Below are 19,600 nucleotides of genomic sequence, written 5' to 3'. Positions count from 1 at the left end.
CCATGCCCGGCCGTCTCATCGCCATCGGCGACGTCCACGGTTGCGCCGACGAGTTCGAGGAACTGCTCGAAAAGCTCGCGCCCCGCGCCGACGACCGCGTGGTGCTGCTCGGCGACCTGGTCAACCGCGGCCCGGACAGCGCCCGCGTCGTCCAGCTCGCCCGCCGGCACGCCACCGCGTCGCTGCTCGGCAACCACGAGCTGCGCCTGCTGAACTTCCGCAAGACCGACGACCCGAGCCACCTGAAGAAGACCGACTACGCCACCCTCGAGCAGCTCAACGGCAAGAGCTGGGATTACCTCGAGGCGATGCCGCTGACCTACGAGGACGCCGAGCACGAGACCGTGCTCGTGCACGGCGGCTTCCTGCCCGCCGTGCCGTGGAGGAAGCAGCCCGCGCGGGTCGTCACGCGCATCCAGGTGGTCGACCGGGACGGCGAGCCGCGCAAGCGCTCCGAGGCGCCCGGCGCGCCGCATTGGTCGGAGCTGTGGAAGGGCCCGCCCTTCGTCGTCTACGGCCACACGCCCCGCGACAAGGTCGCCGAAACCAAGTGGACGCTCGGCATCGACACCGGCTGCGTGCTCGGCGGCGCGCTCACCGCGGTGATCCTGCCCGAGCGCAAGCTTGTGCAGGTGCGCGCCCGGAAGCGCTATTTCTCGCCCAACTGACCGGCGGGGAAGCGAGTTGCCGCGCCGCGCGACGCCCCGTCCCGGAGCGCCGCCGGGTCGGGACGCAAAAACCGGAAATTAAGGGTTGCCGGTGGCTGCGGCGGCTTTTTAACGGAGGGCTTTTACACGCATGAGTTCCCACGGGCCGAAGCGCGTCTACACTCCCCAGTCCCTGGAGTTCTGGTTCGAGAAGCTTGCGGCTGATTGGGAGAAGTTCTTCGAGACCGGCCCGGTCGAGCGCGGCCACCAGATGTATCGCGACAGCGAGATTCGCGAGATCGAGCTCGGCGCCAAGGACGCGATCATCCACCGCAAGGTCGACAAGAAGGAGGAATACGCCGTCATCGAGTGGGACGGCGAGGAGCTGCGCGTGCGCTCGTCCACCACCGACGCGACGCTGGCCAACGCCATCGCCGTGGCCGGCCTGCACGAGATTGAGGAGCTGGTGGCCGACGAGATGTCCGGCAAGCTCGCCGTCGGCAGCACCCCACCGATGCCGATGACGAAGAACGGCCACGCGGCCGGCGAGGCCAGCGGCCACGGCGCCAAGGCCGAGGCGTCCGGCAACGGCAAGGACCGCGACCTCCTCCTCAGCTTCACCGCGACGGGCGAGGGGCTCGTCTTCCTCGCCTACTGGAAGCAGGGCAAGAACCGCATCCCCGCCCTCGGCAACACCGCCATCCACCCGACCGCGACCGAGCGCGCCAAGCTCATCGCCCTCGCGACCTACGCGCGCAAGGCCCACTTCCGCTACAACCAGGCCACCCACGCCTACGCCATGGAGTCGCTGGCCGACATCCCCGGCTTCCTCAAGGACGTGCTGCCGCACTGGAAGAAGCAGTTCGGCGTCGAGGTCGACGCCAAGGTCGACTCGCTCAAGCTCGGCGCGCGCACGATCGAGGTCGAGGCCGTGGCGGAGCGCAAACCCGGCCGCGGCGGCGCGGCGGGCGAGGCCGGCGGCCTGAATCTGCGCTGGATTTTCCGCGCCGGCGAGAAGCTCCTCACCGACGAGCAGGCCGCCGCGCTGCTCAAGCACGGCCGCACGCCGTTCCTCGTGCCCGACCTCGGCATCGTCACGATGGCGGAGGAGAAGTGGGACAGCCTCCACCAGTGGCGCAAGAGCCTCGAGGAGGCCGAGGCCGCCGGCGACGTGCCGCCCTACCTGATTTTCTCCCTCTTCAACGACAACCGGATCAAGGTCACGCTCGGCGCCGAGATCGACGCCTGGCGCCAGAAGGTCCTCACGCCCCCGGTGCAGCCGCCGGCGCTGCCGGACTACCTGCGCAACTACCAGCGCCGCGGCGTCGAGTGGATGCACCACCTCTGCGAGACCGGCTGCCACGGCCTGCTGGCCGACGAGATGGGCCTGGGCAAGACCGCGCAGGTCATCGCCCTGCTCAAGGCCCGCCCGATGTCCGAGCACCGCCACATCGTCGTCTGCCCCGCCAGCGTCGTGCCGGTGTGGCGCGAGGAGATCGCGCGCTTCTTCCCCGAGGCGAAGGTCGAGACGCTGAAGGCCGGCCACGACTTCACCAACACCAAGGGCGCCTGCATCTGGCTCGCCAGCTACACCCAGCTGCGCAAGCACCGCGCGCTGCTCGACAGCACGCCCTTCGGCTACGCCGTGCTCGACGAGGGCCAGTTCATCAAGAACCCCGACGCCAAGGTCACGCAGGCCTGCTTCGCGCTGAAGGCCCAGCACCGCCTCGTGCTCACCGGCACGCCGCTGGAGAACCGCCAGCTCGATCTCTGGTCGATCTTCCGCTACCTGCTGCCCGGCCTGCTCGGCTCGCGCGCGGGCTTCGAGTCCGCGCTCGCCGTCGACCGCGACGCCACCATCCGCCGCCTGCGCGCGCAGATCGAGCCGTTCAAGCTCCGCCGCACCAAGAACGAGGTCGCCACCGAGCTACCGCCGAAGGTCGAGATGGACCTGCTCTGCCCGCTGACCGAGGTCCAGCGCGCCGAATACGCCCGCATCTGCACCGAGGGCCTGCAGCGCCTCGGCGAGGACATCACCGTCGCGCTGCGCGAGAAGTCCTTCGGCTTCCTCGCGCTGCTCACGCGCCTCCGCCAGGTCTGCTGCGACCCGGACCTGCTGCCCTGGCTCAACGCCCCGCTCAGCGACTCGGGCAAGCTCCAGCTCCTCGTCGAGAAACTCGCCGAGGTCGTCGGCTCCGGCCACAAGGTCGTCATCTTCTCGCAGTTCGTCACGCTGCTCGACCGCGTGCGCAGCGCGCTGGCCGCGCATTATCCGGACCTGCCGCGCTACGAGATCACCGGCATGACCGTCGACCGCCAGAAGCCCGTGAAGGACTTCCAGTCCGCGCAGGGCGCGGCGGTGATGCTCGTCTCGCTCAAGGCCGCCGGCACCGGCATCACGCTGCACGCGGCCGACTACGTCTTCCTGCTCGACCCGTGGTGGAACCCGGCGGTCGAGGACCAGGCCATCGACCGCGTGCACCGCATCGGCCAGACCAACACCGTGTTCGTCTACCGCATGGTCACCGCCGGCACGATCGAGGAGCGCATCCAGGCGCTCAAGGCCGACAAGAAGGCGCTCTTCGACCAGATCGTCGGCGGCCACGCCGGCGACTTCGAGTGGACGAAGCACTTCTCGTCGCTGAACAACCTGATCCAGCTCTCCGCCGTCGCCGCGGAGTCGGCCGAGACGAGCGGATAGGCGAGGGGAGTCCTCCGCCGGTTTTTCGACCGCGCGCCGTGGCGCGCGGTTTTCGTTTTCCGCGTTCGTCACACGCGCGTCACGAAGCCGTAACAATCGCCCTCTATTCTGCGCGGACGCGTCGGGCATTTTCCGACGCGCCCAACCCGGAAAACCGACACCATGTTCCAACTGAAATCCAAACTGCTCGCGACCGCCGCCGCGCTCTTCGCCGCCAGCGTCGCGTTCGCGCAAGACAGCAAGGCGCTCATCGATGTCCTGATCAAAAAGGGCATCCTCAACGAGGAGGAGGCCGTGAAGATCCAGAAGGATCTCGGCAAGACCGCCGCCGCGCAGGAGGTCTCCACCTCCAAGGGCAAATACCTCGAGCGGCTCACGCTCAGCGGCCGCTTCCAGATCCAATATGCCGGTCTGGGCACGGACATCGACGGCACGGCCGCCGATCCCGCGGCCACGAACCACTTTTTCATGCGCCGCATGTATCTCGGCGCCAAGGCCGAGCTCGGCCAGGGCTGGTCCGGCAACCTGAACTACGACTTCGCCGGCTCGACCTTCGACGCCGCTTTCGTGCAGTGGAAGCAGAGCGACCAGTTCGTCTTCGACTTCGGTTTCCGCAAGGTGCCGTTCGGCCTCGAGGAGTGGTATACCTCCAGCAGCAACCTCCGCGCCATCGAGCGCTCCCCGGGCACGCGCTTCTTCGTCGAGAGCAACAACGGACGCCGTCTCGGCGCCGGCAGCTACCGCACCGGCATCTTCCTTGGCGGCAAGGATACGAGCGGCTTCTTCTACAACGTGGCCGTCACCAATCCCGAGCGCGACGAGTCCGCCGCGGGCGTCACCGGCCAGGGCACGGCCACCACCAACTCGCTCGCCTACTGGGGCAACGTCGGCTACGCCGGCAAGATCGAGGGCGGCACCTTCGTCCTCAGCGGTTCGCTCGGCGTTCTGCCCGACCAGGGCGGCAAGACGCTCGGCGCCGGTGACGACCTGACCGTCTACAACCTCTTCGCGCAGATCACCCGCGGCCCGCTCGACCTCCAACTCGAATACTTCGGCAGCAAGAACGACCACGGCGTCTCCGCCTCGCAGGACTCGTCCAGCTCCGCGTTCTCGGTGCAGCCCGCCTACAAGGTCGGCGACCTCGAATACGTCGTGCGCTACTCCTATGTCGACTCCGACGGGCGCGGCCTGACGACGGGCGATCTCATCCGCTCCGCTCCTTCCGGCGGCACGATGGACAAGCTCACCGAGTGGTTCGCGGGCATCAACTACTACATCCGCGGCAACGACGTGAAGTGGCAGATCGGCTACATCCACGGCGAGTCGAAGGACACCGTCACCGGCGGTTCGGCGAAGGCCACGACCGACGGCATCCGCAGCATGATGCAGCTCAACTTCTGAGCATTCTCCACCGCCGCGGGGCGGCCGATGTCGCCCCGCGGCTCTCTTTCCTCTCCCCCACCTTTTCCCAGCTCATGAAAAAAATCCTCCTCGCCGGCCTCGCCGGTCTCCTGACGTTCGGCGCCGCTTCGGCGCAGATGCTCATCAACGGCGCCGGCGCCACGTTCCCGCAGCCGATCTACACCAAGTGGTTCGACGAATACGCCAAGGTCGACTCCTCCGTCCGCTTCAACTACCAGGGCATCGGCTCCGGCGGCGGGCAGAAGCAGATCCTCGCCGAGACGGTTGACTTCGGTGCCTCCGACGGCCCGATGTCGGACGAGAATCTCGCCAAGGCCCCCCGCAAGCTCCTCCACATCCCGACCGTCGCCGGCGCCGTGGTCGTCAGCTACAACATCCCGGGAGCGCCGAAGCTGAAGCTCGATGGTCCGACGCTCGCCAGCATCTTCCTCGGCAAGATCCGCAAGTGGTCCGACGCGGCGATCAAGTCCCAGAATCCTGGCGTCAGCCTCCCCGACATCGACATCCTCGTCGTCCACCGCTCCGACGGCAGCGGCACGACCTACATCTTCACCGACTACCTGAGCAGCGTCAGCGACGAGTGGGCGAAGGTCGCGGGCAAGAACACCTCCGTGAACTGGCCCGTCGGCCTCGGCGGCAAGGGCAACGCTGGTGTCGCCGGTCAGATCAAGCAGTCGCCCGGTGCGATCGGCTACGTCGAACTCGCCTACGCCACGCAGAACAAGCTCCCGTATGCGGACCTGAAGAACAAGGCCGGCCACTACATCACGCCGTCCCTCGACAGCGTCACCGAGGCGCTGGCCTCCGCGAACATCCCGGACGATTTCCGCTTCTCGATGGTCAACCCGCCGGGCGACAAAGCCTACCCGATCGCCGGCACCACCTGGCTGCTCGTCTACCTGGAGCAGAAGGATGCGGCGAAGGGCAAGAAGCTCGTCGAGTTCCTCCGCTGGGCCTACAGCGAGGGCGAGAAGATGGCCGCCGGCCTCGACTACGCGCCGCTCCCGGCGAACGTGCAGGCCCGGGTCCTTCAGCGCGTCGGCGAGATCAAGTATTGAGTTAACCTGATTGTAACCTGACCGGTTTGCCAACGGAGGGCGCACATCTGCACCCTCCGTTTTCTTTTCGCATGCCTCCGTCCGCGTCCGACCCTGCCACCGCCTCCGCCGCCGTGAATCCCCCGCGCCGGTGGCCGGATATCTCCTTCCGCTGGATCGCCTTCGGGGCCTCGGCGATCATCGTCGCGCTGATCTTCCTCGTCGGCTGGGAGCTTTACCGCGGCGCGCACGCGGCGGTGGGCAAGTTCGGGCTCCATTTTCTCACCGGCTCGACCTGGGATCCGGTCACCGACGAATACGGCGCGTGGCCGTTCATCTACGGCACGCTCGTCACCTCCGCCATCGCGCTCCTGCTGGCCGTTCCGCTCGGGGTGGGCACGGCCCTCTTCCTCACCGAAATCGCGCCCCAGCGCATCCGGCAGCCGATCATCGTCGTGATCGAGATGCTGGCGGCGGTCCCGAGCGTCATCTTCGGGTTGTGGGGCATCTTCGTGCTCATCCCGTGGCTGCGCGACCATGCGTTCGTGTGGCTGAAGAACTGGCTGGGCTTCCTGCCGCTCTTCCAGGGACCGATCTACGGCGTCAGCGTGCTGTCGGCCGGCATCATCGTCGCGATCATGATCCTCCCGATCGTGACGTCGGTGTCCCGCGAGATCCTGCGCTCGGTGCCGAATCTCCAGCGCGAGGCCGCCTACGCGCTCGGGGCCACCCAGTGGGAGGTCATCCGCATCGCCGTGCTCAGCTACGCCCGGCGGGGCATCTTCGGCGCCGCGGTGCTCGGCCTGGGGCGCGCGCTGGGCGAGACGATGGCCGTGACCATGGTGATCGGCAACCGCCCCGATGTGAGCGCCTCCCTCTTCGCGCCCGGCTACACCCTCTCCAGTGTCATCGCCAACGAGTTCACCGAGGCGACGACCGACGTGTATCTCGCGGCCTTGTTCGAGCTCGGGCTCGTGCTCCTGGCGGTGACGATCCTGGTCAACATCATCGCGCAACTGATGCTCCGCACCCTGACCCGCGGCGCCTCCGGAAAGGTGACCTGAGCCATGGCCGCCTCGTCGCTCGACCAGCTGGAAACCACCCGCCACGCATGGCGGAAATTCAAGAGCCGCGCCATGTCCGGGGTGTTGTTCGCCGCCAGCGCGCTCGCGATCACGCCGCTGTTCCTCGTGCTGTATTTCCTGATCAAGGAAGGCGCGAGCTCCGTGGACTGGAACCTCTTCACCCAGCTTCCGAAGCCCACCGGTGAGAGTGGCGGCGGCATGGCCAACGCGATCGTCGGCAGCCTCACCTTGCTGGCGATGGCGACGGCGGTCGGCGTGCCCATCGGCGTGCTCGGCGGCGTTTACCTGGCGGAATACGGCTCGGATCGCGTGAACTACTGGGTGCGCTTCGCCGCCGACGTGCTCAACGGTATTCCCTCGATCGTCTGGGGCATGGTCGCCTACATCCTGCTGGTCGTGCCGTTCAAGTCGTTCTCCGCCTACGCCGGCGGCGTCGCGCTCGGGATGATGATGATCCCGCTCGTGATGCGCACCACCGAGGAAATGCTGCTCCTCGTGCCCCAGGGCTACCGCGAAGCCGCGCTCGCGCTCGGCATCGCCCGCTGGAAGGTCATCACCCGCATCGTGCTGCGCACGGCCCTCAAAGGCATCGTCACCGGCGTGCTCGTGGCGCTCGCGCGCATCGCCGGCGAGACGGCGCCGCTGCTCTTCACCGCGCTCGGCAACAACTTCTGGAATCACAATCTCGCGGAGCCGATCTCGGCCGTGCCGCTGCAGATCTTCGCCTACGCCATCTCGCCCTACGAGGACTGGCACCGCCAGGCCTGGGCCGGTGCGCTGGTGCTGCTCGGCATGATTTTCCTCCTCAATCTCTTTGTGCGGCTCATTTCCCGTGATCGCAAATTCTCCTAGGCTTTCCTCCATGGCCGATCCCCTTCGCCCTCATTCCTTCGCCCCGCCGGTTCCGGCGGGGCCCGCGGCCGCTGGCGTCGCGCCGGACGCCTCTGCCGCCGCGTCGGCGGCGTTCGCGATCAAGAATTTCTCCCTCTGGTATGGCAATCACCAGGCCCTGCACGATGTCACGATCGACATCCCAGCGCGCCAGGTGACGGCCATCATCGGTCCGAGCGGCTGCGGCAAGTCGACCTTCCTGCGTGCGCTCAACCGCATGCACGAGCTCACGCCCGGAGTCCGCATCGCCGGCGACCTGCGCCTCTACGGCGACAATCTCTACGCTGCCGACGTCGACCCCACGCTGGTCCGCCGGCGTGTCGGCATGGTGTTCCAGAAGTCGAACCCCTTTCCGACGATGTCCATCGCGGAGAACGTTCTCTGCGGCCTGCGGCTCAACGGCGTGACGGACCAGCAGCTCCTCCGCGCCCGCCTCGAGGATTCGCTGCGCATGGCCGCGCTCTGGGACGAGGTGAAGGACCACCTATTCCGCCCCGGCACCAGCCTCTCCGGCGGCCAGCAGCAGCGCCTGTGCATCGCGCGGGCGATCGCGGTGCGCCCCGAGGTTCTGCTGCTCGATGAGCCTTGTTCCGCGCTCGATCCGATCGCCACGGCCAAGGTCGAGGAGCTCATTCACGAGCTGAAGTCGAAATACACCATCGTGATCGTGACGCACAACATGCAGCAGGCCGCGCGCGTCTCCGACCGCACCGCGTTCTTCTACATGGGCAAGCTCGTCGAATACGCCGAGACGCGCACCATCTTCATGAACCCCTCGAACCCGCAGACCGAGGCCTACGTCTCGGGCCGCTTCGGCTGAGCCGCAGCGGCCGGTCGCGAGTAACGACTGGCGAGCCTCTCGCCACCGCGCTCCCTTCCTCCTCGCTACGCACCACCCGCTCCCCGCTCCCTTTTCCCCATGAAACGCTTCTTTGACGCCGAGCTCGAAACCCTCCGCACCCACCTGCTCCAGATGGGCGATCGCGCCATCGACCAGACCCGCCGCGCCATCCGCGCCCTCGCCGAGGGCGACCTGGCGCTGGCCGACAAGGTCATCGCGGCCGACGACGAGATCGACAAGTTCGAGGTCCAGATCGACGAGGAGGCCATCCGCTACATGACGCTGCGCGGCCCGGTCGCATCCGAGCTGCGCCTCGTCATCGTCGGCATGAAGGCCTCGCACGACCTCGAGCGCGTGGGCGACGAGGCGACCAGCATCGCCCGCCGCGCCCGCAAGCTGGCGATCGAGCCGAAAGTCGAACTCTACGCCGACATCCCGCGCATGGCCAACATCGCGCTCGAGATGCTGCGCGACGCGCTGGATTGCTTCGTCAACGAGGACGAGCAGAAGGCCCTCGCCGTCATCCGACGCGACCCCGAAGTGGACAACATCAACCGCCTGGTCTACCGCCGCCTCACCAGCTACATGCTGGAGAAGCCCGAGACGATCGCCTGGGCGCTCGAGCTGATGTTCGTCTCCAAGTCGATCGAGCGCATCGCCGATCACGCGACGAACATCGCCGAGGAGATGATCTACCTCGTCCGCGGCAAGGACGTCCGCCACTCCGAGGAGCTCAAGCAGGCCGTCCAGCAGACGCCGCCGGCGGAGAAGTGACCGCGCCTCGCGCAGCGGCCGGTGCCGTTGCGTTTACCGGTAGCCGAAGTGGCGCAGCGCCATTTCGGTCAGGAAGCCGAGCAACCCGCACACGGGCAGGGTCAGCACCCAGGCCCAGACGATGCGCTCGACCACGCCCCATTTGACGGCGCCGAAGCGCTTCACGGCGCCCACGCCCATGATGGAGGTCGAGATGGCGTGGGTGGTGGAGATGGGGATGCCCAGCATCGAGGCCACATGAATGATGGCGGCCGCCGTCGTCTCGGCGGCGAAGCCGTGCACGGGCTGCAGGCGGACCATCTTGTGGCCCATGGTGCGGATGATGCGCCAGCCGCCGGCGGCGGTGCCGGCGCACATGGTGAGCGCGCACGTCACCACCACCCACTGGCGGATTTCGAACTCCGGAGTGCGCAGGAAGGTGGCCCACTCGGGAAGGTCGTTGAACACGCCCGCCTTGGTGCCGGTGAAGAGCGCGAGGGCGATGATGCCCATGGTCTTCTGGGCGTCGTTGGAGCCGTGGCTGTGGCCCATGAAGGCGGCGCTGGCGAGCTGGAGCTTGCCGAAGATGCCGTTGACGGTCCGGGGACGGAGCCGGTGGATCAGCATCGTGAGCAGAAACATCAGGAGGGCGCCGCCGATGAAGCCGAGCACGGGCGAGGTGATCATCGGGAGCACGACCTTGGGCCAGAGTCCGTAGGCGGCACCCTTGGCGTCCACCGCCGACCAGGTGAGCACCTGCCAGTTGCCGTCGGCCGAGGCGATGGCCGCGCCGCACAGTCCGCCGATCAGGGCGTGCGACGAGCTGGACGGGAGGCCCAGCCACCAGGTGAGGAGGTTCCAGACGATGGCGCCGGTCAGGCCGGCGAGGATCGTGACCATCGACACGTAATTCGTGTCGACGAGGCCCTTGCCGATGGTGGAGGCGACCGCCGTGCCGGCGAGCGCGCCCGTGAGGTTGAAGAACGCCGCCAGCAGGATGGCCTGGCGCGGCGTCAGCACCTTCGTGGAGACGACCGTGGCGATGGCGTTCGCGGCGTCGTGAAAGCCGTTGATGTATTCGAACACCAGCGCCGCGACGAGGACGATCAGGAAGATGGTCATGACCGGCGGTCGCGGGGGCTCAGGAGTATTTCAGCATGATCTGGAAGACGACCTGGCCGGCGTCGCGCGCGCGGTCGATCGCCGTTTCCACGAGGTCGTAAAGCTCCATCAGAATGACGACTTCCTTGGCGTCGTAGGGGCCGTTGTAGAGGTCCTTCACCAGCGCCAGCATCACCTTGTCGGCCTCGCCTTCCGCGAACTGCAGGCGGGCGTGGGCGTCCTGGATGCGCTCGATCTGCGTGCCTTTGCGCAGCTGGCGGACCATGTGGTAGACGCTCTCCACCGCCTCCTCGAGAAGGACGACCTGGCGCTGCATGCTCTCGCGCGGCACGCGCGCGGGGCAGATGGTCAGGCGCTCGACGATCTTCTCGACGGTCTTGGGAATCCGGTAGAGCGCGAGCGAGAGCGCCTCGATGTCCTCGCGCTCGAGCGGGGTGACGAAGGTCTTGCAGAGCTCCTCCGTGATCTGCTGGGTGATGCGCTTGTCCTTGCGGCGCGTCTGGATGATGTCGTGGATGCTCGAGGCCTGCGCGGCGCTGTCGTTGGCGAGGATCTTGGCCAGCAAGCCGGTGGCGGATTTCGCCTCCTCCGCGCTCGCATCCAGCAGGTCGTAAAACTTCTCCTCTTTGCCCAGCAGCTTCTTGAACGAAATCATACGTGATCCCACGGTTATCGGGCCGAGCCCGACAGGCGAGGCGAATTTCACCGATGTCACGCCGCGATGACGCGGCCGCTGCTCCGGCGCGGCGTTTTTTCGTCAAAATGGGGCGGCCAACGGGACTCGAACCCGCGACCCCAAGATCCACAATCTTGTGCTCTAACCAACTGAGCTATGACCGCCGTGAAAAAACGAGCGGTGAAGTTCCCTGCCGGTCCCGCGGCTGTCAATCCTTCTCTCGGTATTTCCCGGTTGCCCGCGACGCGGGGGCGGATTGGCTGGAGGCATGGCGCGGATCCGGCTGTTGACCTACAACATCGCCCACGCCCGCGGGCTCAGCTTGCACCAGTCCCTGCGGTCGCGGGCGCGGATCCGGGCGCAGCTGGTCAACATCGCGCACCTGATCCGGCGCCTCGACGCCGACATCGTCGCTTTCCAGGAAATCGACGAGAACTCGCGCTGGAGCGGCAGTTTCGACCACCTGGCCTTCCTGGCCGAGCACACCGGCCTGACGCACTTCGTCCACGGCGTGAATAACCGCCTCACCCATTTCGGCGGCCACCTGCACCTCAATTACGGCAACGCCATCCTCTCGCGCTTCCCGATCTCGCACCACGAGAACGTGCCGTTCGGCCGCCGCACGATCGGGGAGAAGGGGGCGCTGTTCACCGAGATCGAGACCCCCGCCGGCCGCCTGCCGGTCCTGAACGTCCACATGCACCACCGCTCGCGCGCCTCGCGGCTGAAGCAGGCGGCGCGGCTCATCGAGTTCCTCGACCACCAGCGGACGCACCGCGGCGCCCACTGGCGCGCCGCCCCGGTGTTGTGCGGCGACATGAACAACCCCTCGCACACGCCCGACGCCACGGCGATGCTGCTCGGCTACTTCGAGGAGTTCGACAATTACACCCTCCTGCCCAAGGGCCTCCAGGGCCGCGCGCTGCACACTTTCCCGTCGTTCTTCCCCCGCCGCGCGCTCGACTACGTCTACCTGCCGAGCCACTGCGGCGAGCCCGAGGTCACGGTGGTGCGCAGCTACCTCTCGGACCACCGGCCGGTGTTCGTGCAGTTCCGGCTGTAGCGGCGGCCGGCATGTGCGTTCTACGCCGCGCCGCTGACGCAATTCCGCGTTGCCCCGTGCGGCGGGCCTGTGCTCTGTTCGCCGCTCCATGGATCGCATCGCCGACGCCTTTGCCCGCACCCGCGCCGAGAAGCGCGCCGCCTTCGTCGCCTACCTCTGCGCGGGCGACCCGGATTTCGACACCTCGCTTGCGGCCTGCCGCGCGGTGATCGAGGCCGGCGTCGACGTGCTCGAGCTCGGCGTGCCGTTCTCCGATCCGCTGGCCGACGGCCTGACCAACCAGCTGGCCGCGCAGCGCGCGCTGGAGAGCGGCATGACCGTCGCGCGCGTGCTCGAGCTCGTCCGCCGCATCCGCAAGTTCAGCGCGGTCCCGGTCGTTTTCTACACCTACTACAACCTCGTGTTCGCCCACGGCGTCGACGCCTCCGTCCGCGCCGCCCGCGAGGCCGGGGCCGATGGCATGCTCGTGCTCGACCTGCCGCCGGAGGAGGCGGCCGACTTCGGCGCGGCCTGCCGCGCGCACGACCTGAAGAGCGTATTCATCGTCGCGCCGACCACGCCCGACGCGCGCCTGGCGAAGATCTGCCGCGCCGCGACCGGCTTCATCTACTACGTCTCGCGCGAGGGCGTCACCGGCGAGCGCGGCGAGGTGGCCGCCGGCATCGGCGAGGCGGTGGCGCGCATCCAGGCGCACACGACGCTGCCCGTCGTGGTCGGCTTCGGCATTTCCAACCGCGAGCAGGTCCGCGCCGTCGCGGCGTCCCGGACCGACGGCGTGGTCGTCGGCAGCGCGTTGGTGAACGTCATCCAGGCCGGCCTGGCCGACCGCGCCGCGATCGCGCCGCAGCTGCGGGCCAAGGCGGCCGACCTCGTCGCCGGCGTGCGCCGCCCGGCCTGAGCCCGCCATGCCGTCGCCCCGCGCCCGCCGGATCCTGCTGATCGACGACGATCGCCTGCAGCACCACCTCGTGCAGGGCTTCCTCGGCCGCTTCCGCAGCGGTCCCTGGGAACTGGATGTCGCGGCGGACTACGAGGCCGGCCTGAAGAAGCTGCTCTCGGGCAAGTATGCCGTCTGCCTGCTCGACTACCGCCTGGGCGAGCGCGACGGGCTCGAGCTGCTGCGCGCCGCACGCGCCGCGGACAGCGCCACGCCGGTCGTTTTCCTCACCGCCGACGCCAGCGACGAGATTGACGACGCGGCGATGGAGGCCGGCGCGATGGATTTTCTCGTCAAGGCCGACCTCAACCCCCGCATCCTCGAGCACGCGATCCGCTACGCGCGCAAGCTCGGCGAGACGATGGGGCAGCTCAAGCAGCTCGCGACGCGCGACGCGCTCACCGGGCTGCACAACCGCCGCGAGTTCGACCGCATGGTGGCGGAGGAATGCCAGCGCGCGTCCCGCTTCGGCCATCCCTTCGCCCTGGTGATGGCGGACATCGACTTCTTCAAGAAGATCAACGACACCCACGGCCACCAGGTGGGCGACGAGGTGCTGAAGCACGTCGCCAGCCTCCTCGCCGGCCAGCTGCGCGTCGTCGACCGCATCGCGCGCTACGGCGGCGAGGAGTTCGCCATCCTCATGGTCGAGACCGAGCGCAAGGCCGCGGTCGAGGGCCTGCAGCGGCTTTTCGCCCTGCTGGCCGAGACGCCGTGCCAGCCTGCCGGCACCGATCTCACCCTCAACGTCACCCTCAGCGCCGGTTTGGCGGTGATGCCGGACGATGCGAGTGCCTGCACCGAGCTGATCGCGCTGGCCGACAAGGCGCTCTACGCCGCCAAACACGCCGGCCGCAACCGCGTGGTGACCGCGCATAGCCTGAAATAGCGGCGGGCGCGTTGGCCGCGGCTGCGGTCGGGACCGTTGCCCTCAGCGGTCCGCGGCAGGACGGACGTGAATCGGGCGGTTGAGGGCAACCGCCCCGACCTAAGATTTGGCTTCCACCACCGATTCACGCGGCACCATCACGCGCAGGCTGTGCGGGAGCACGGACACCTCGAGGCGCGAGGTCTCGGCGCGCGGCTCGCCGTCGGTGTGCATCCAGCCGGGCTTGGCCCGCTCGATGAGGAACTCGCTGCCCTGGAAATGGCGGACGTCCGGCACGCGGTTGATCGAGCCGTGGAAGAGCCGCACCGCCAGCGGCACGGCGCGGAAGACGTTCACGTGCGGCACCGCGACGACGTCGAGCCGGCCGTCGGCGACCGAGGCGTCCGGGGCGATGTAGGCGTTGTTGCCGTATTGGGAGGAATTGGCGATCGCGAGGGTGAAGGCCTCCAGCGTCTCCGTCCCGCCCGCGTGGTGGATGGTGTAGCGCTCCGGGCGGTAGCTCCACCAGGCGCGGGCGCTCTCCCGGAGGTAGCCGGCGAAGCCGCGCGACGTGAGCATCGCGAAGCGCTCCGCGATGAGCGCCTCGAAGCCGGTGCCCGCGGCGCAGAAGAACAGGTGCTGGTTGACCTTGCCCGCGTCGATGACCGTGACCGCGCCGTCGTGGAGCGCGCGGAAGGCGCCGCGGCCGGCGCGCGGGATGCCGAGGTGGCGGCCGAGGCCGTTGCCGGAGCCGCAGGGGATGAGGCCGAAGGTCGCGGGCGTGTTCACCAGCGCGCTGGCGACCTCGTTCATGGTGCCGTCACCGCCGATGGCGACGACGAGGTCGCAGCCCTCGTCGACCGCGGCGCGGGCGAGTTCGGTGGCGTGGCGCGGGCGCTCGGTCGAGACGACGCGGCCGTCCCAGCCGCAGTGGGCGATGAACTCCGCCGCCTTGTCGCGCAGGTGCGGATTGCGGCGGTTGGAACCGGAGTGGGGGTTGAAGATGAACCGGACTTTCAAGGCGCGTGCGTGCAGGAGAGCGGAAAGCCGCGGCCGGTTGAAGGCAAAAGGAGTTTGGCAACAATCGGGTGACGGCGTTCTCTGGCCGGGTGAACGGCGTCCTCCATGTGCTCACGGGCTGCACCGCGGTCGGCAAGACCGAACTGGCGCTGCGCTGGGCCGAGGCGAACGGCGCCGAGATCGTGTCGTGCGACTCGCTGCTGTTCTACCGCGGCATGGACCTCGGCACGGCCAAGCCGACGAAGGCCGAGCTCGCCCGCGTGCCGCACCACCTGATCGACGTCTGCGACGTGCGCGAGCCGATGGATGTGGCGCATTACGCTCGATTGGCCCGGGCGGCGGTGGAGGGGATCTTGGCGCGCGGGCGGCGGGTCCTGGTGACGGGCGGGAGCGGGTTTTACCTCGCGGCGTTCTTCGGACCGGTGACGGACGACGTCGATGTGCCGGCGGCGCTGCGCGACGACATCCGCGCGCGGCTGGAGCGCGAGGGGCTGGCGGCGCTGGTCGAGGAATTGCAGCGGCTGAATCCGGCCGGGCTCGGCGCGCTCGACGTGCAGAATCCGCGCCGCGTCACCCGGGCGCTCGAGCGCTGCCGGGCGAGCGGGCGGACGCTGGCGGAGCTGCAGGCGGCGTTCGCGGCGCGGCCGGGGCCCTTCGCGGATTTCGAGGTGAAGCTGTGCGAGCTCGTCCGCGAGCCGGCGGAGCTGGAGCGGCGCGTCGAGGCGCGCGTGCGGCAGATGCTGCGCGACGGGCTGGTGGACGAGGTGCGCGGGCTGCTCGGGCGGGGCTTGAAGGAGAATCCGAGTGCGGCCAAGGCGATCGGGTATCGCGAGACGGTCGATTTCCTCGAGGGCCGGCTGGCCGAGGCGGAGCTGGCGCCGGCGATCGCGAAGAACACGCGGGCCCTGGTGAAGAAGCAGCGCACGTGGTTCAAGACGCAGCTGCCGGAGCACCGGCGGGTGGATGCGGGCGTGACGCAGGTGGACGGATTGTTCTGAGGTGGTCGCCGCCGTCCCCGGCGGCGACACGATGCGGGGGTGAGGTGCGGTGCGTGGCGCCCGACGCCCACCTCGAACGCGGCGGCGCGCGGCCGTGTCGCGGCTGCGGCGCGTCGGGACGACTCGCCCGCCCAAAAAGGCGGCTCCGTTGCCGGAGCCGCCGTGTGGGAAGAGTTCCGCGGGCGCGCGCTCAGAAGCGCAGGCGGGCGCCGACCTGGATGCGCCAGCGGGAGGCGAGCGGGTTGACCGCCGCGTCGGCCGGGTTGTAGTTGCCGGCGGAGTCCAGCGTGATGCCGCTCGGCTTGATCTGGCCGGTCGAGGTGTAGGCGGCGCTGCCGGCGAGGCGGCGGGCATAGACGCCGTTGCTGTTGCCGAGCTCCTCGACGTAGCCGAAGACATCGCGGCTGAGCCAGTAGCCGAAGTTGATGAAGTCGGCGAAGATCTCGAGGTCGGCCGGCTTGTAGAGCGGGATCTTCTGGCTGAGGCGGATGTCGAGGCGGTTCTGCCAGGGCAGGTTGAATTTGTTGCGCGGGGCGTAGCCGCCGGCGAACTGGCCCAGCTCGCTGTTGCTGAAGTAGGCGACGTAAGCGGCGGCCTGCGCGGCGGTGAGGCCGGAGAAGTCCATCTTCGGGTCGCTCAGGCCGGTGGGCACGTAGACGAGGTCGTTGCCCGAGACGCCGTCGGTGTTGAGGTCGTTCGAGTAGGCGAACGAGTAGGGGTTGCCGGTGCGGCCCTCGTAGTAGAGCGAGCCGTAGGTCTTCCAGTTCTTGGCGAACTCCCACTCGCGGGTGAGCGTGAGCTGGAGGCGGTCCTTGACTTCGAAGTCGGAGGTGGAGACCTCGACGGCGTTCTGGTTGAAGACGGCGTTGCGGGTCCAGCCGTCGACGGCGACGGTCTGGCCGGTGGACTGCGCCTCGGTGGAGCGGCCCTTGGTGTAGGCGAAGTTGGCCGCCCAGTGGTTCTTCATCGGGCGGTCCCACATCAGCGTGACGTAGGAGCTGACGCCCTCGGAGACGTTGCGGACGCGGATGACCTCGTTGAAGGCGGTGTTGAAGGCGCCGGCGCCGTTCGAGCTGCCGTTGAAGCGCTGGCGGCCGTCGAGGCCGACGGCGGGGCCGCTGGAGGCGGTGACGACGAGCGGCTTGAGGTTCAGGTTGTCGGAGAAGAGGGCGTTGTCCTGCTGCGTGTAGACGAACTCCGTGGTGATATTGCCGCCGAGGAGATTGGCCTTCCAGTCGACCGCGAGGTTGCCGCGCCAGACGGCGGGCAGATGGATCTTGTCCTGGAGGAGGTTGATGGTGCGGCGGGCGTTCGGATCGCCGTCGGTGGCGGCGACGCCGATCGGGTTGGCCGGGTCGAACTGGTTGTTGATGTAGCTGACGAGGCTGGGCGGCGGGGTGGCGGTGCTGAGCGTGTTGGTGACCGCGAAGCGGCCGACGCCGGGATTGGAGAACGAGTTCGAGAAGAACACCCACGGCGCGCGGCCGAGGAAGCGGCCGACGCCGCCGCGGAGCTGCACGGTGCGGCTGTCGTCGACGGACCAGTTGAAGCCGACGCGCGGCGAGAACTCGGTGACGCCGTCGGGCAGGCCGTCGTTGCGCATGCCGAAGGCGGACTGGAACGCGGTGTTCAGGATCGGGCGGATGCTGGAGCCGACGAGGTCTTCGCGGACGCCGAAGGTGAAGTTCAGGCGCGGGGTGGCGTCCCACTTCGCCTGCGCGTAGAGGCCGGTGATGTCGAATTGCGAGACGTCGGCCGCGGGCGTGCCGTTGACGTAGTATTCGCGGCGGAAGGCGTTCGGCGTGTCGGCGACGAAGGCCGCGACGCTGGCGTATTCGAAGAGGCCGTAAGAGCCCTGGCGGAAGAGATTGTAGAAATCGCTGTCTTCGCGGTCGACGCCGGCGGAGAGCGTGAGCTTGTCCAGGAAGTAGTCGGCGTGGGCGGCGTAGCTCTGGGTGTCGACCTTGATCACGTTGCCGTGGCGGAACTGCTCGGTGCCGACGAAGAGCGCGCCGTCGGTGATCGCGGCGCCGGCGCTATTGACGCCGGAGACGCCGAAGATGCGGACTTCGGGGAACGCGATCGGGCTGGTCGTGAGTTGCTCGTAGGAAGTCTTCGCGTAGCGCAGCTCGGTTTTCAGGTCGGGCGTCCAGCTCGAGAAGACGGAGCCGGCCCAGACTTTTTCAGTGCGCTGTTGCGTGTAGAAGTTCGACGACAGGTTGGTGCCGCGGGAGGCGGAGTTGGCGAGCGAGGCGCCGGGCGTGAACGGGCTGCCGGTGCTGTAGCGGCCGAACTGCGGGAGCGTGCCCTTCGTGTCGTTGAAGCGGACGGAGAGGCGGTGGTCGGCGTTGATGCGCCAGTCGATTTTCGCGAGGCGCTTTTCCTCCTGCGTCTGGAGCGGCGAGCCGCCGAAGGTGCCGAAGTCGGACTTCTTGCTGCCGACGGCGGAATTGATCGCGGAGAGGCGGGCGTTGATCGTGGCGAGATCGCCCGAGGCCGGGGTGAAGCCGGGGACGCTGGCGGCGGACTCGCGATCGAACTTCTCGTAGTTGAGGAAGAAGAACAGGTGGTCCTTCCAGATCGGGCCGCCGAGGGTGGCGCCCCAGGTTTTCTGGGTGTCGAGCGGCTTGGCGCCCTTGATCGGAGCGGAGGAGGTGCCGGTGATGTCCTCGCCGGCCATGCTCTTCGAGGTGTAGTAGCCGTAGACCGAGCCGGAGAACTTGTTCGTGCCGGACTTGGTCACGGCGTTGATGGCGGCGCCGGTGAAGCCGCTGTTGCGGACGTCGTAGGGCGAGATGGCGACCGAGAACTGCTCGACGGTGTCGAGGGAGATCGGGTTGAAGAACGACTGGATGCCGGAGGCGTTGAGGCCGAACTGGTCGTTGATGCGCGCGCCGTCGAGGAGGATGGAGTTGTAGCGGTTGTTCTGGCCGACGGCGGTGATCATCTGGTCGTCGCGGTCGGTGATCGACTGGCGGAAGGTGACGAGCGGATTCGTGCGCGCCATGTCGCCGATGGAGCGCTTGGCGGTGGGCTGCGCGGCGATGCGGGCGTTGGTCATGACCGAGCCGGCGCCGCTGGCGGCGGAATCGAGGTCGTCGTTGGCGGCGGTGACCTTGAAGGCGTCGAGTTTCACCACCTCGGACTGGAGCGAGACGTTGACGTCGACCTCCCGGCCGAGCTCGGCGACGACGTCGCTGACGGTGGCGGCGGTGAAGCCGGCGGCGGTGGCGGTGACGGTGTAAGGACCGCCCGGCGGCAGGCCGCGGAAGGTGAAGTGGCCGTTCGCGCGCGTGGTGGCGGTGAACGACGCGTTGGTGGGCACGTGCGTGGCGACGACGGCGGCGCCCGCGATGGGCGCGCCGGTCTTGTCGGTCACGCTGCCGGTCAGGCCGGCGGAGACGATGCCTTGGGCAAAAGCACTCGACGCGAGGCCGAATGCGAAGACGAGGAGAAGCAACGGCAGGAGAATCCCGCCGCGACGGTTAGCTTGTGGGTTCATGGGTCGGTGCGTCGGGCAAATGCACGCCCCATGCCAC

At 68.3% G+C, this 19,600-nt stretch carries 16 protein-coding genes and 1 tRNA gene; 12 read left to right on the top strand and 5 right to left on the bottom strand.

Going from position 1 to position 19,600, the window contains the following annotated elements:
* The first annotated feature begins 2 nt into the window (after positions 1-2).
* From ACMYLB_RS16165 to phoU, 8 genes are all read left to right on the top strand, one after another.
* A complete protein-coding gene (locus ACMYLB_RS16165) occupies positions 3-668 on the top strand; it encodes a metallophosphoesterase (protein WP_415907991.1) in 666 nt (221 codons plus the stop codon).
* Between the two features lie 130 nt (positions 669-798).
* A complete protein-coding gene (locus ACMYLB_RS16160) occupies positions 799-3,348 on the top strand; it encodes a DEAD/DEAH box helicase (protein ID WP_415907990.1) in 2,550 nt (849 codons plus the stop codon).
* 162 nt (positions 3,349-3,510) lie between these two features.
* A complete protein-coding gene (locus tag ACMYLB_RS16155; RefSeq protein ID WP_415907989.1) occupies positions 3,511-4,749 on the top strand; it encodes a porin in 1,239 nt (412 codons plus the stop codon).
* Positions 4,750-4,823: 74 nt separating this feature from the next.
* On the top strand, positions 4,824-5,828 hold the full coding sequence (gene pstS / locus ACMYLB_RS16150) for a phosphate ABC transporter substrate-binding protein PstS (protein WP_415907988.1): 1,005 nt from the start codon (positions 4,824-4,826) through the stop codon (positions 5,826-5,828).
* Between the two features lie 71 nt (positions 5,829-5,899).
* Entirely contained in the window at positions 5,900-6,871 is a 972-nt protein-coding gene (pstC, locus tag ACMYLB_RS16145; protein ID WP_415907987.1) for a phosphate ABC transporter permease subunit PstC, read from the top strand.
* Between the two features lie 3 nt (positions 6,872-6,874).
* Positions 6,875-7,744 carry a phosphate ABC transporter permease PstA gene (gene pstA, locus ACMYLB_RS16140; protein ID WP_415907986.1) on the top strand — a complete coding sequence of 290 codons (870 nt, stop codon included), beginning with the start codon at positions 6,875-6,877 and terminating at the stop codon, positions 7,742-7,744.
* A 10-nt stretch (positions 7,745-7,754) separates the two neighbouring features.
* Positions 7,755-8,603, top strand: a complete 849-nt coding sequence (gene pstB / locus ACMYLB_RS16135; protein WP_415907985.1) for a phosphate ABC transporter ATP-binding protein PstB — start codon at positions 7,755-7,757, stop codon at positions 8,601-8,603.
* Between the two features lie 99 nt (positions 8,604-8,702).
* The gene (gene phoU, locus ACMYLB_RS16130; protein WP_415907984.1) at positions 8,703-9,398 is read left to right on the top strand and encodes a phosphate signaling complex protein PhoU; all 696 of its coding nucleotides are present in this window, start codon (positions 8,703-8,705) and stop codon (positions 9,396-9,398) included.
* 33 nt (positions 9,399-9,431) lie between these two features.
* On the opposite strand, the gene ACMYLB_RS16125 is transcribed toward phoU, so the two are convergent.
* The 3 genes from ACMYLB_RS16125 to ACMYLB_RS16115 form a co-directional block, all read right to left on the bottom strand.
* A complete protein-coding gene (locus tag ACMYLB_RS16125; protein WP_415907983.1) occupies positions 9,432-10,499 on the bottom strand; it encodes an inorganic phosphate transporter in 1,068 nt (355 codons plus the stop codon).
* A gap of 19 nt (positions 10,500-10,518) precedes the next feature.
* On the bottom strand, positions 10,519-11,154 hold the full coding sequence (locus ACMYLB_RS16120; RefSeq protein WP_415907982.1) for a DUF47 domain-containing protein: 636 nt from the start codon (positions 11,152-11,154) through the stop codon (positions 10,519-10,521).
* A gap of 108 nt (positions 11,155-11,262) precedes the next feature.
* A tRNA-His gene (locus tag ACMYLB_RS16115) sits at positions 11,263-11,339 on the bottom strand.
* 104 nt (positions 11,340-11,443) lie between these two features.
* Between ACMYLB_RS16115 and ACMYLB_RS16110 the strand changes: the two genes are divergently transcribed.
* The 3 genes from ACMYLB_RS16110 to ACMYLB_RS16100 all read left to right on the top strand — a co-directional run bounded on the left by ACMYLB_RS16110 (position 11,444) and on the right by ACMYLB_RS16100 (position 14,064).
* The gene (locus tag ACMYLB_RS16110) at positions 11,444-12,238 is read left to right on the top strand and encodes an endonuclease/exonuclease/phosphatase family protein (RefSeq protein ID WP_415907981.1); all 795 of its coding nucleotides are present in this window, start codon (positions 11,444-11,446) and stop codon (positions 12,236-12,238) included.
* A gap of 88 nt (positions 12,239-12,326) precedes the next feature.
* Positions 12,327-13,136: a tryptophan synthase subunit alpha gene (gene trpA / locus ACMYLB_RS16105; protein WP_415907980.1), complete on the top strand. Its 810-nt coding sequence runs from the start codon at positions 12,327-12,329 to the stop codon at positions 13,134-13,136.
* A 7-nt stretch (positions 13,137-13,143) separates the two neighbouring features.
* Positions 13,144-14,064 carry a GGDEF domain-containing protein gene (locus ACMYLB_RS16100; protein ID WP_415907979.1) on the top strand — a complete coding sequence of 307 codons (921 nt, stop codon included), beginning with the start codon at positions 13,144-13,146 and terminating at the stop codon, positions 14,062-14,064.
* Between the two features lie 99 nt (positions 14,065-14,163).
* Here ACMYLB_RS16100 and ACMYLB_RS16095 read toward each other — a convergent pair whose 3' ends face one another.
* Positions 14,164-15,063, bottom strand: a complete 900-nt coding sequence (locus ACMYLB_RS16095; RefSeq protein WP_415907978.1) for a diacylglycerol/lipid kinase family protein — start codon at positions 15,061-15,063, stop codon at positions 14,164-14,166.
* A gap of 89 nt (positions 15,064-15,152) precedes the next feature.
* Between ACMYLB_RS16095 and miaA the strand changes: the two genes are divergently transcribed.
* Positions 15,153-16,061: a tRNA (adenosine(37)-N6)-dimethylallyltransferase MiaA gene (gene miaA / locus ACMYLB_RS16090; protein ID WP_415907977.1), complete on the top strand. Its 909-nt coding sequence runs from the start codon at positions 15,153-15,155 to the stop codon at positions 16,059-16,061.
* A gap of 190 nt (positions 16,062-16,251) precedes the next feature.
* Here miaA and ACMYLB_RS16085 read toward each other — a convergent pair whose 3' ends face one another.
* Entirely contained in the window at positions 16,252-19,563 is a 3,312-nt protein-coding gene (locus ACMYLB_RS16085) for a TonB-dependent receptor (RefSeq protein ID WP_415907976.1), read from the bottom strand.
* Between the last annotated feature and the right edge of the window lie 37 nt (positions 19,564-19,600).

It is taken from the genome of Oleiharenicola sp. Vm1 (assembly GCF_047777955.1).
In the GTDB taxonomy this organism is placed as follows: Bacteria; Verrucomicrobiota; Verrucomicrobiia; order Opitutales; family Opitutaceae; genus Didemnitutus.
The sequence above is the reverse complement of the archived record's forward strand: the minus strand, read 5'-3'. Positions and strand labels throughout refer to the sequence as shown.